Here is a 12,444-nt window from a genome sequence, read left to right on the forward strand (position 1 = left end):
TTTTCTGCTTTTTGCACTTTGCATCCGACACCGGGCCAAAATCAAAAGAACCGAACAAACCCTCGGACCCCATCATGCCTTCCATTTCCCTCAAAAGAGCCGCAAGCAACCCCAGCGCTGCCCGGCAATTGCCAACCATGCCGTTTGAAGCGGATGGTCTGGCCACGGCCCGCAGCGTCATCCATGGCTGGCAGGGCTACGCGCCGACCGAACTCAAAAGCCTGTCCAATCTGGCAGACGAACTCAATGTTGGCACCATCTATTTCAAGGACGAATCCACCCGCTTTGGCCTTGGCAGCTTCAAGCCCTTGGGCGGTGCCTATGCCGTCAGCCGCTGTCTGGCGCGCACCATCGCCAACAAGACAGGACAGCAGCCGCTCGACTTATTCTCTGATGAGGCAAAGGCCCATGCAGCCGAGATGACGGTGACAGCCGCCACCGACGGCAATCATGGCCGCTCTGTCGCATGGGGCGCACGGATGTATGGCTGTCGATGCGTGATTTTTGTTTGCGCCTCGGTCAGTGAGCAGCGCAAAAATGCCATCGCCGCCTATGGCGCCGAAATCCGCGAAGTGGATGGCAGTTTTGATGACGCGGTTCGTCTGGCTTCCGTGACAGCACAAAAAGAAGGCTGGCACGTCATTCCGGACACTGCAGACAGTTTGAACGAGGATGCAGCGGCGGCCCCGCGCGACGTCACCCAAGGCTATATGCTGGTCGTCGATGAAGCGCTGGCTCAGCTTAAGGACCAACCACCCATCACGCATCTCTTCTTGCAAGCCGGGGTCGGCGGTCTGGCATCGGCCAGCGCGGCCCGCTTCTGGCAAGCCTATGGCACAGAGCGCCCGATTACGGTCATTGTCGAGCCGGATCAATGCGCCTGCTGGTATGAAAGCCTTGTCGCAGGCAAGCCGGTGGCCGTGACGGGAGACATCGATTCCGACATGGCAGGGCTGGCTTGCGGCGAGGTTTCGATGATCGCCTGGCAAATTCTGCAAACCGGTGCCGACCACATGGTCACCATCACCGACGAAGCGGTCCCCATCCTGATGACCTATTTGGCAAAGAAGGGATCCGATGCCCGCCCCATCGTGGCCGGAGAAACCGGCATATCAGGTCTGGCCGGTTTCATCGCCTGTGCGCAGGACAAAGACATGCGAGCCCGCCTTGGCCTCGGGCCAGACAGCCGGATTTTCGTCATCGGCAGCGAAGGCGACACGGATCCGGACAATTACAAAACCATCGTCGGACACTCTGCCGCGGAGATTTTGGCACAATGACACAAGCTGAATTTAGCAATATGCGCATCAACCTTGATCGCCTTCTATCCCGCTTAAAAGCGCTGGGACAGGATGGGGCTCTGGAGGGCGGAGGCGTGTGTCGACTGGCGCTCAGCGACACCGACAAGCTCGGCCGGGATCGGGTTTCTGGATGGATGCGTGAACTGGGCCTTGAGGTCTCCATCGACAAGATCGGCAATATGATGGCCCTGTTGCCCGGACAGGAAGATCTGCCCCCAGTGGTCATTGGCTCCCATATCGACACGGTCGCAACCGGTGGCCTTTATGATGGCAATCTTGGCGTCTTGGCCGGGCTGGAAGTGATTTCGGTGCTCAGAGACAGTGGCTATGTGCCCCGCCGTCCCATTGTCGTGGCAGCCTTTACCAATGAAGAAGGCTCACGCTTTGCACCCGACATGATGGGCAGTGCCGTGGATCGCGGCAGCCTGCCACTCGAAGAAGCCTTGGCAATAGCGGATGCCGATGGCCTTGTGGTCGGCGATGAGCTTGCCCGCATCGGCTATGCTGGCGAGGCCGAACCGGGGCATATCAAGCCCCATTGCTTCTTTGAACTGCATGTGGAGCAAGGCCCGGTTCTTGAGGAAGAAGGCTTAGAGATCGGCGCCGTGACCGGTGTGCAGGGGATCAGCTGGACCGAATATACTGTCACCGGCGTCTCCAACCATGCGGGCACCACCCCGATGCGCCTGCGCCATGATGCTGGCTTTGCCGCCGCCAGCATATCTGTCGCCGCACGCGCTGTTGCGGGCGAGATCGGCGAGGATCAAGTCGCCACCGTCGGCGTCACCGAACTGGACCCCAATCTTGTCAATGTCATCGCCCGCAAGGCACGCTTGACAGTCGACCTGCGCAACATTGACGAAGCCAAACTGCAAGCAGCCGAGAAAAGCCTGACGGACAAAATAGAGACGATCGCAGAGAGCGAAGGCGTGGAGATCACGTCACGCACATTGGCCCGGTTCGAACCGGTCATTTTCGATGACAGCATGGTCGATCTGATCGAAAGCATGGCCAAGGATCAGGGCTATTCCGTCCGGCGCATGGCCTCAGGTGCTGGGCATGACGCGCAGATGTTTGCGCCCGATTGCCCAACGGCCATGATCTTTGTGCCCTCCGTTGGCGGCATCAGCCACAATATCAAAGAATATACGACACCGGATCAATTGCAGGCCGGTGCCAATGTGCTGCTGCAAGCAGTGCTTTCCAAGGCCGAAGAAGAATAGAAGGATCAATTGAATGTCTCGTCCCATCAAGATTGCCGCCGCCCAATTGGGCCCGATCGCCCGAGATGAACCGCGCAGCGCTGTTGTCAAACGCTGTTTGATCCTGATGCATGAAGCCAAGGCGAAAGGCGTTGAACTGATTGTCTTTCCCGAACTGGCCCTGACCACCTTCTTCCCGCGCTGGTATCTGGAAGACCAGACTGAGGTCGATGCCTTTTTCGAGACCGAAATGCCAAGCGCCGAAACCCAGCCGCTGTTTGATGCCGCCAAGGAACTCTCGATGGGATTCTATCTCGGCTATGCAGAGCGTGTGCCGGGAGAAGACGGCGACCGGCATTTCAACACCACCATTCTGGTGGACCAACAGGGCGAGATTGTCGGAAAATACCGCAAAATCCATTTGCCGGGCCATGAAGAGAATGAACCATGGCGGCCTTTCCAGCATCTGGAAAGACGCTATTTTGAATCGGGCGATATGGGCTTCCAAATCTTTGATGCCTTTGGCGGCAAGGTGGGCATGGCCATTTGCAATGACCGTCGCTGGCCCGAAACCTTCCGTGTGTTGGGGCTGAAAGGCGCAGAAGTCGTGCTGATCGGCTATAATACGCCACGCCACTATCCCCCTGCCCCGGAACATGACCATCTGCAGGATTTTCACAATCATCTGGTGCTTCAGGCAGGAGCCTATCAGAATGGCACTTGGGTGGTGGGCGTCGCCAAGGCGGGCATCGAAGAAGGCTGCGACCTGATCGGCGGATCCTGTATCATCGATCCGACCGGCACGATCGTCGCCAAGGCTGAAGGCGTCGGCGACGAGTTGGTTATTGCCGACTGTGACCTTGATCGCTGCGATGAAATCCGCAAGAAAATTTTTGACTTCCGCCGCTATCGCGAGCCGGACAATTACGCACCCATCACAGCCCCAAAGGAAACCGGGCCGAAACAATAAGGGCAGCAGGATATGACCTTCGTCTTCAAACCAGACATCATCAATGAAGAAGCCCTCAAGCCGGTGCGTGAGGCCTTTCAAAACTACAATATCCGCCTGCCGCTCTTCGCAGAATTGGCAGATCCGGTTCCGGCCTTCTCCGCACTGGCCACTGACATGGCACAGGTGGACCCGGACACGGCAGATCCCCGCAACCTCTTGCGGGTGCACTGGCACAATGATGCAAGCCGCACAGGGCTTGTTGATGTGCCCGAGCATATCGTCCTGCCTTCTGAGCTGACCGGCGTGGAGGCAAAAATCGTCGTGGCTTTGGGCAATCGCTTCCCGATGATCCATGCCCACAAGGTGCTGCCAGCCTATGCCTGCCTCGTCCAGCGACTGGTTTCGGGCAATTTCAACCCCTATTCAAACCGGGCTGTCTGGCCATCCACGGGCAACTATTGTCGCGGCGGCGTCGCCATTTCCCGCATTCTTGAATGCCACGGCGTGGCGGTTCTGCCCGAGGGCATGAGCCAGGAGCGCTTCAACTGGCTGGAATCCTGGACACTCAGCCCCAATGACATTGTCCGCACCCCCGGCACCGAAAGCAACGTCAAAGAAATCTATGACGCCTGCCACACGCTCAGCCAACAGCCGGAAAATGTCATCCTCAACCAGTTTGCCGAATTTGCCAATTACGCGGTCCATCGCGCGGTCACCGGGGCTGCTCTGGCAAAGATCTTTGAAAGCCTGAAGGGCGAAGGCAAGATGAAGCTGGCTGGTTTCGTCTCGGCCTCGGGATCCTCAGGCACCTTGGCAGCAGGCGACCACCTCAAGCAGACCTATGGCACCGACATTGCCGTGGTCGAGGCGCTGGAATGCCCTACCCTACTGCTCAACGGCTATGGCGAGCATAACATTCAGGGCATTGGCGACAAGCATGTCCCACTCATTCACAATGTGATGAATACCGACTATGTCATCGCCCTGTCTGAAGCTGGTCCTGATGCGCTCAATCTGGTCTTCAACCGGCCCGAAGGTCAGGCCTACCTCAAAGACTATCGCGGGCTGGAAACCGATCTGATCGAAAAGCTCGCCAATTTCGGCCTCTCCTCCATTGCCAACATTCTGGGTGCCATCAAGCTGGCAAAATACCAGAAGCTGGGATCGGATGACGTTGTGATCACCTTGGCGACCGATGGCGCGGAGATGTATTCCACCGAGCAGCCAAAAGCCTTGCAGAAATATTTCGGCAATCGCTTCGACACCATCCTCGCAGCGCAAGCCTTCGGCACCCAAATGCTCGGCGCCTCCACCGACAATATGATGGAACTGTCCCGTCTGGACAAAGAGCGGGTTTTCAATCTTGGCTATTATACTTGGGTTGAGCAGCAAGGGGTGTCCGTTTCGGACTTCGACAGCCGCCGCGATCAAGCCTTCTGGGATCAGTTGGTCGACGATCTGCCCCAGTGGGACGCGCTGATCAAGGCCTTCTAGGTTGGTCGCTTTGCCTGAGAACGGCGATGCAAAATTAGATCATGGACCGACATTCTGCATGCCAGCAGCACCTTTCCGGAGACAAGATATGGCATCAGGAGCACCGTCGGCATCGGTCATTTTGAAATGGCTATCGAACTTGGTCATTTCCTCCCAAGACAGATCCATGTGGTCACAACGCACATCTGTTTTTTCGGTGAGGAGCGCGTCTTAATGATTTAATTTTGAAGTCGGAATTGGTGCCGCGGGAGAAGAGAGGGGCAACGAAACCGCAGCCCCTCCGACTGTTAGTGGACTTTGCCGGGAAGGCTGAGGTCACCTGATGCAATGTCAAAGACATTCTCGACACAGACATGCGGTGCGTGGAAATTGGCATTGACCCGCAGGGCGGTGGTCACCCCATCATATTGGGCCTCGTGAAGCGCATGGATGTCCGCATTGGCCAGAACAACATTGACCTCAATGGAAGCGCCATCAAAGACGGGCGTAAAACCCGGACTGTCAAGATAGAAGGGAACACCGGGCCAGGTGGCTGGCATGACTGGGCTGGTGCCTTCCGGGACATCCCGCACCGAGAGCGCGCCGGGGCCGCATCTGTCATCGGGGGTCAAAACAACCCAGTGACTATGCCATTGGCCACCGTCATTGCCCGTATCCCCATCGACATTCTCATCCTGCAATGGTGTATCGTCAAAATCCGGATGGCTGGTTGCAGCCAATGCAAGAATACCGGTTTTCTCACCAAATCCGACAGCAGAAGGGTCGAGTGTCGTTGGCCAAACATAGGCCCAGATTGCAGCACCGGGCGCGCCGTTGCCGATCGCCAGCGGGGTCGAAGCGCCCGCCTTGCCAGCGGTCGACATCCGGAAAGTCGCAAAACGGCCATTCAGCTTGACCTTGGCGGCAACAATATCGAAATCCGCAACCTTGCTGCTGTCGACTTCGGATCTGATGTCTTGGTGATGGCCATCAGCCGCCATTGCAAGTGGACTGGTAGCGGCAAGCAGGCTTGCTGTCAGAATTGTCTTGATCATGGTGTTCCCCTGTTTGATAGCGATTCGCTATTATTAAGATAGCGAGTCACTCCATATCGAAAGCGAAAATGAATTGCAATAATAATTTTGACTCGCTATTAATATGCAATGGAGAGCGAACATGATTCATGACCTTATTGATCGTCTGGCCCGCCTTGATGCGGCCGGTGCCTGGGCTGGTGATCTCAACCCGACACAGCGCAGCATCTTGAGTTACCTTGCGCGTGCCAACCGCTTCTCGCGCAGCCCATCTCATGTCGCAGACTATCTCGGCTCGACACGCGGCACGGTTTCCCAATCCCTGAAGTCTCTGGCCGAAAAGGGCTATGTTCACGAGCTGCGGTCTGAGCATGACAGGCGGGCAATCAGCTTTGATGTAACCCCTCGCGGACATGAGACCCTGAGGCAGTCAACCCGCCTGCAACAGGCGGTGACATCGATGGATCAGCGCACGGAGCAAAGCCTACAAAACGGATTGATGACGCTGTTGCGTGAGAGTCTCGCCTTGAGCGAAGGCCGAACATTCGGGTTATGCAAAAGCTGCAAGTATCATGAACCGCGGGAGGCTGGCGGTTATTGCAAGCTGCTGAAGATCGATCTGAAAGAGCAAGAATGCACTCAAATCTGCTTTGAACAGGACTATGGATAATGACACCATTGCTGGAAAGTACAATCGAAGGGCTTTTTCTGGGAGCCGTTCAGACGCTGTGGGACGGCCGTGCGCCCTCTGCCATTGCGAAAGTGCGCGCAACGGGGCGTCGGGAGATCGGCCCAACCGGCTTTATCGACGATGCACAGGCCGACCTTGCCGTTCACGGCGGCGCCGACAAGGCCATCCATCATTATGCGTTTGATCATTATGCAAGCTGGATCGGCGAAGCTGCCATGCCGTCCGAAACGTCAGCGGGTGCCTTCGGTGAGAATATTTCCACCGTCGGCATGACAGAAGACACCCTGTGTATCGGCGACATTTTGCAGTTGGGGACCGCAGTGGTTCAGATCAGTCAGGGCCGCCAGCCATGCTGGAAACTCAACATGCATACGGGAAATCGCCAAATGGCTTTTCTGTTTCAGACGACAGGGAGAACGGGCTGGTATTATCGGGTGCTCGAAACCGGGTCTGCCGGAGTGGGTGACAGCATAACGCTGATCGAACGGCCAGAGCCGAAATGGAGCGTCAAGTTCGTCACCGATGCCCGCTTGAAACGCACAGTGAACAAGGATGATGCCGGACACCTTGCCGAGCTTTCCGTGTTGGCGGACGGTTGGCGCAAGGCCTTTGCAAAGATGGCAACAGGCAACAGACAAGAAGATACCCGCACACGGCTGGAAGGTTAGCGACACGGAGGTTGCGGGACGGATTTCGGGGAAAGAAGGCGCGTGGCACTGCCTGTTTCCCATCAGTGGCAGAGGGTCCATCGCTGAGGGGCTGTCTGGTTCAAGACATCAACGCGCCGTTTGCCACGGTCATGAAAGTGTTCCTGCAAAGCCTCCTTCAAAAGATGATTGCCACCCCCGAATTCAGATCCCCAAATCCGTGCAACGGGAATTTTCAAACCAGAAGACCTCCATTCATGGGTAATCAGGGGTCAAAACCAACCCTTTCCATTGGCCTTGGTGCTTGGTGAACGCCGCAAGACGTTCCCCGGGATACAAAGCTCTTTGCTGCCATTCGTCCCTCTCGACGACCTTCATGGCGTTGGCTCCGAAACGACATTTCAGGAAACCTGATATGAACAAGGGTTACAGCCGGCATGAATGGCCAAGAATCTGTCTAGCTGCATGGACGAATTATAAATTCTGATATATATCAATATAACAAGGGAGGGAGATATCATGCGGCAAGAGAGCAAGAAATTCATGCTGATTACACCCGAAGATGGAACCGACATACTCAAGGGCCTTTCCGCGCCAGCACGCTTGTCTATCCTGACTTTGTTGCACGAGCGCGGTCCTATGAATGTCAATGACATTGCAGAATTTCTGGGATTACCACAATCGTCAGCATCCACCCACATCAACATGCTGGAAAAGACCGGTCTCATTGAGACCGACAACAGAAAGGCGCGCAAGGGCAGTCAGAAAATTTGCCGCGCGGCCTATGATGAGGTGGTGCTGTCATTCAAGGAAGCCAAGCAAACCGACAAAGACCTCATTGAAGTGGCGATGCCCATCGGGCTTTATTCGGGCTGCGACACCAGTGCGCCCTGCGGACTGTGCTCCCTTGAAGGCATCATTGGCTATCTTGATAGCCCCGACACCTTCCATTCTCCCGAACGCATGAAAGCCGGGCTTCTTTGGTTTACCCGGGGCTATGTCTCTTATCAGTTTCCCAACAATGCGCGGATCGCAGCCCGCGAAGTCAAGGAACTGGAGCTGCTGGTTGAGCTGTCCTCTGAAGTCCCCGGCACCGCAGAGAACTGGCCGTCCGATATCAATGTGTCAATCAATGATCAAGTAATCGCTGTGTGGACTGCGCCGGGGGATTATGGTGATCAGCGCGGCAAATTCACACCCGAATGGTGGAAGTTGGCTGGCTCGCAATATGGTCATTTAAAGAGCTTTCGCGTGACACCAGATGGCACATTTGTTGATGGCATGCGGATCTCGGATATCACGCTCGGCGCGCTTGAGCTGGACGACCATCGCTCCATCCGGGTGAAGTTTTCGGTGCCCGATCGTGCAGAATATCCCGGCGGGATCAATATTTTTGGTCGGGGCTTCGGCAACTACGATCAGGATATTGTTTTGCGTCTAAGGACTTAAAAATATCAGAAAATCGGATATGAATTTCCCTCAAAAGCTTTGTTGACGCCTTTATGGGTCTCAAGTTACCATCATAAAAACGGAAATATATCACGTTTTATGATATAAATAGGGAGGCGGGCCATGCGTGCAACTGTCACGGCGCATAAGGACTATACTATCTCAAAAATTGATCCGCGCCTATATGGCTCTTTTATCGAGCATCTGGGTCGGGCGGTTTACACGGGGATTTATGAGCCGGGGCATCCAAGCGCAGACGAGAACGGCTTCCGCGAAGATGTCATCGAGCTGATCAAGGAAATCGATGTTCCTGTGGTCCGCTACCCGGGCGGCAATTTCGTTTCAGCCTACAATTGGGAAGACGGCATCGGCCCACGTGAAGATCGCCCTGTGCGGCTGGATCTGGCGTGGCACACCTCCGAGAGCAACCAGATCGGCATTCACGAATTTGCCGATTGGGCCGACAAGGCCAATACGAAAATGATGCTCGCGGTCAATCTTGGCTCCCGTGGTCTGGATGAAGCCCGTGCCTTCCTTGAATATGTCAATCATCCCGGCGGCTCCTATTGGTCGGATCTTCGCAAGAAGAATGGCCGCGATGAGCCATGGAACGTCAAGCTCTGGTGCCTTGGCAACGAAATGGACGGCCCTTGGCAGATTGGTCAGAAGACTGCGGACGAATATGGCCGCACCGCCTTTGAAGCCGCCAAGGCGATGCGCGCATTTGATAAAAATATTGAGCTGGTCGTCTGTGGCTCTTCCTCGCCCAATATGGCGACCTACCCGCAGTGGGAATATACCGTTCTGGATCACACCTATGACAGCGTCGATTACATTTCGCTGCATATGTATTTCACCAATTATGAAAAAGACATAACCAACTATCTCGCCAAATCAGCGCAGCTCGATGCCTATATCGAGACCATTGCAAGCGTCATCAAAGCCATCAAGACCAAGAAGCGCTCCAAAAAGGATGTCTATATCTCTTTTGATGAGTGGAATGTCTGGTATAACTCCAGCGAACAGGACAAGGCGATCCTTGAAGGGCAGGAAGGCTGGCCCCATGCACCGGCACTGCTCGAGGATATTTATGACTTTGCCGATGTGTTGCAGGTGGGCTGCATCCTGAACACCTTCATCCGCCGTTCCGATGTGGTCAAGGTGGGGTGTCTTGCTCAGCTGGTCAATGTGATCGCACCGATCATGACGCTCGAAGGTGGCCCGGCATGGCGTCAGACAATCTTCTATCCCTATATGCTCGCGTCACAATATGGTCGTGGCACGGCGCTCAATCTTGCCGTTCAATGCAAGGGGTATGATACGGATTTCGCCAACAACGTTCCCTACCTCGATGTTTCCGGGGTGCTTTCACAGGATGGAGAGCTCACCTTCTTTCTGGTCAACCGTCATGAAAGCGAAGCGATTTCTCTCGATCTGTCGCTGCAAGGGTTCGAGCATGGCTCGGTGATCATGGACAAGGAGATGGTTGGGCACGATCTTGATGCCGTCAATGGCCCGGATGCCGAAACAGTGACATTGGCTGATGGCAGCGGCGCCGCTGTCGCCGATGGCAAGCTGACCGCAAAAGTGGCACCGCTGAGTTACCGGATGATCCGGCTTCGATAAGGGCAGCCCGGGCCGCTTTACGGCCTCTCTCCGCTTTTGATGCCCCCTCCCCCTCTTCGAATGCTTCGGAACAAAGAGAGTCTCATATCTGCCACGATCGACATCACCAACATCTCCAAGGCCTATGGTGCCCTCACTGTCCTTGACAATATCTCGCTACAGATCAAGGCGGGAGAGTTCGTTGTGTTCCTCGGCCCGTCCGGGTGCGGAAAATCGACCCTTCTACGGATGATTGCCGGACTGGAGTCGGTTGACAACGGGTCAATCTCGATCGGCGAAGAACGCATCGACACCTTGCCACCGGGCAAACGCGGGGTGGCGATGGTGTTCCAGACCTATGCGCTTTATCCGCATATGACGGTGGCGCAAAATATGGCGTTCGGGCTTGAAAATATCAAGATTCCCAAGTCCGAAATCGATATCAGGGTGAAAGAGGCTGCAGAGACCCTTGAGATTGCCCATTTGCTGGACCGCAAGCCTGCGAAACTCTCAGGCGGGCAGAGACAGCGCGTTGCCATCGGACGTGCCATCGTCAAGGAACCCAAGGCCTTTCTGTTCGATGAGCCGCTCTCCAATCTAGATGCGGCCCTGCGCAGCCGCACCCGGCTTGAGCTGGCCCAGCTGCATCAGCGGCTTGGCTCGACAATGATTTTCGTTACCCACGATCAGGTCGAGGCCATGACACTGGCACACCGGATCGTCGTCATGCACGACAAGAAAATCGAGCAGATTGGGACGCCGATGGAAATCTATCAGCGCCCTGCCACACGGTTTGTTGCCAGTTTCGTCGGGTCTCCCGCAATGTCGATCCTGCCGGTGAAGGGCTACAGCCCCAAGAACAATGTGGTCACACTCGATGTCGAAGGTCTTGGGGCCGTAAAGGCCAGTATGCGCCTGCCTGCCGATTTCAATCTTGATGGAGCCGCGGTCGGTGTGCGCTCTGAAGACACTCATGTGCTGGAAGCGGGACAGACTGGTTATCCGCTGACTGTGACTGTCGTCGAACGGCTGGGAGAGCGCACCCTGCTTTACGGCACGCTGAGCAACGGGCTTGAGCTGATTGTCGAGGACAGCGGTCGCTCGATGGTATCGGCTGGTGAGGTCGTTCAGGTGGGATTGGACGAAACCGCGTTGCATGTCTTTGACGGCAATGGCAAGGCCTATCACACCGAGGAGGAAGCCAATGGCTGAGTCCTATCGCAGATCGCACTGGTCGAACGCCTTGTTCATTCTTCCCTATCTGACGGTCTTCGTGTCGCTGCTGGTCTTTCCACTATGCTGGGGCGTTTGGCTGTCGCTGAACAAGGTGGACCTGTTTGGTGGGGCCCGTTTCATCGGTTTGAAAAACTACGTCCGGGTGTTCAACGATCCGGTCTTCGCTCAGGCGGTCTGGAACACAATTGTCTTTGTGCTGGTTTCTGTACCGACCCTTGTTGCACTTGGGTTGTTTCTGGCTTTGGCACTCAACAAGACAAGCCGTGCCTCGTCCTTCATGCGCGGCCTGTTCTTCTCATCTTCCATCCTGTCGGTCACCATCGTGACGCTGATCTGGCGGTTTGTCTTCATTCCCGGTGACGGCCTTCTGGCCATCCTGTTCGACGCGATGGGCTGGCAGCAGATCGGCTTCCTGTCCGCCAAGGGCTGGTCACTATTCTCCGTCGGGGTGGCAACCGTCTGGTGGTGCCTTGGTTTGCCGATGATGCTTTTCCTAGCGGCTTTGCAGCAAATCCCGAATGATCTGTATGAGGCAGCAGCCCTTGATAGTGCGAGCCGCTGGCGGACTTTCACCCGCGTTACGTTCCCCTCGATCAAGTCAACCATCATTCTCGTGGCCATCATCCAGATTGTCATGCAGTTCCAGCTCTTCGGGCAGGCTCAGTTAATGACCAATGGCGGCCCGGCAGGCACATCGCGTCCGATCGTGATGTATATTTATGAGACCGGCTTCGTCCGCTGGGATGTGGGCAAGGGTGCAGCGGCGTCAGAGGTGCTGTTCCTCATCATCCTTGTTGCTGCAATGGTCCAATATTGGGTGACCTCGAACAAGGAGGAGGCGTGATCCATGGCTC

The 12,444-nt window shown here is 55.8% G+C and carries 11 protein-coding genes; 10 read left to right on the top strand and 1 reads right to left on the bottom strand.

All coding sequences use genetic code 11. The annotated features are described in order from the left end of the window. Positions 1–74: 74 nt before the first annotated feature. The 4 genes from DSD30_RS16850 to DSD30_RS16865 are packed head-to-tail and all read left to right on the top strand — an operon-like array spanning position 75 to position 4,949. A complete protein-coding gene (locus DSD30_RS16850; protein ID WP_114010910.1) occupies positions 75–1,280 on the top strand; it encodes a diaminopropionate ammonia-lyase in 1,206 nt (401 codons plus the stop codon). After that, the gene (locus DSD30_RS16855) at positions 1,277–2,524 is read left to right on the top strand and encodes a Zn-dependent hydrolase (RefSeq protein ID WP_114010911.1); all 1,248 of its coding nucleotides are present in this window, start codon (positions 1,277–1,279) and stop codon (positions 2,522–2,524) included. Before DSD30_RS16850 ends, DSD30_RS16855 begins: the two co-directional genes overlap by 4 nt. Positions 2,525–2,537: 13 nt before the next feature. Then, on the top strand, positions 2,538–3,473 hold the full coding sequence (locus DSD30_RS16860; RefSeq protein WP_114010912.1) for an N-carbamoyl-D-amino-acid hydrolase: 936 nt from the start codon (positions 2,538–2,540) through the stop codon (positions 3,471–3,473). 12 nt (positions 3,474–3,485) lie between these two features. After that, positions 3,486–4,949 carry a pyridoxal-phosphate dependent enzyme gene (locus DSD30_RS16865; RefSeq protein WP_114010913.1) on the top strand — a complete coding sequence of 488 codons (1,464 nt, stop codon included), beginning with the start codon at positions 3,486–3,488 and terminating at the stop codon, positions 4,947–4,949. Positions 4,950–5,236: 287 nt separating this feature from the next. Here DSD30_RS16865 and DSD30_RS16870 read toward each other — a convergent pair whose 3' ends face one another. Then, entirely contained in the window at positions 5,237–5,983 is a 747-nt protein-coding gene (locus tag DSD30_RS16870; RefSeq protein WP_114010914.1) for a hypothetical protein, read from the bottom strand. A gap of 121 nt (positions 5,984–6,104) precedes the next feature. Between DSD30_RS16870 and DSD30_RS16875 the strand changes: the two genes are divergently transcribed. The 6 genes from DSD30_RS16875 (at position 6,105) to DSD30_RS16900 (ending at position 12,434) form a co-directional block, all read left to right on the top strand. Further along, positions 6,105–6,632, top strand: coding sequence for a MarR family winged helix-turn-helix transcriptional regulator (locus DSD30_RS16875; protein WP_114010915.1), 528 nt, complete (start codon positions 6,105–6,107; stop codon positions 6,630–6,632). Then, a complete protein-coding gene (locus DSD30_RS16880) occupies positions 6,632–7,321 on the top strand; it encodes an MOSC domain-containing protein (RefSeq protein WP_114010916.1) in 690 nt (229 codons plus the stop codon). The genes DSD30_RS16875 and DSD30_RS16880 overlap by 1 nt, the downstream gene beginning before the upstream one ends. Positions 7,322–7,819: 498 nt before the next feature. After that, positions 7,820–8,749 carry an ArsR/SmtB family transcription factor gene (locus DSD30_RS16885; protein WP_114010917.1) on the top strand — a complete coding sequence of 310 codons (930 nt, stop codon included), beginning with the start codon at positions 7,820–7,822 and terminating at the stop codon, positions 8,747–8,749. Between the two features lie 123 nt (positions 8,750–8,872). Further along, positions 8,873–10,375 carry an arabinosylfuranosidase ArfA gene (arfA, locus tag DSD30_RS16890; RefSeq protein WP_114010918.1) on the top strand — a complete coding sequence of 501 codons (1,503 nt, stop codon included), beginning with the start codon at positions 8,873–8,875 and terminating at the stop codon, positions 10,373–10,375. An 84-nt stretch (positions 10,376–10,459) separates the two neighbouring features. After that, on the top strand, positions 10,460–11,566 hold the full coding sequence (locus tag DSD30_RS16895; protein WP_114011122.1) for an ABC transporter ATP-binding protein: 1,107 nt from the start codon (positions 10,460–10,462) through the stop codon (positions 11,564–11,566). Beyond that, positions 11,559–12,434: a carbohydrate ABC transporter permease gene (locus DSD30_RS16900; protein ID WP_114010919.1), complete on the top strand. Its 876-nt coding sequence runs from the start codon at positions 11,559–11,561 to the stop codon at positions 12,432–12,434. Before DSD30_RS16895 ends, DSD30_RS16900 begins: the two co-directional genes overlap by 8 nt. Positions 12,435–12,444: the final 10 nt, after the last annotated feature.

It is taken from the genome of Cohaesibacter intestini (genome assembly GCF_003324485.1).
Taxonomy (GTDB): domain Bacteria; phylum Pseudomonadota; class Alphaproteobacteria; order Rhizobiales; family Cohaesibacteraceae; genus Cohaesibacter; species Cohaesibacter intestini.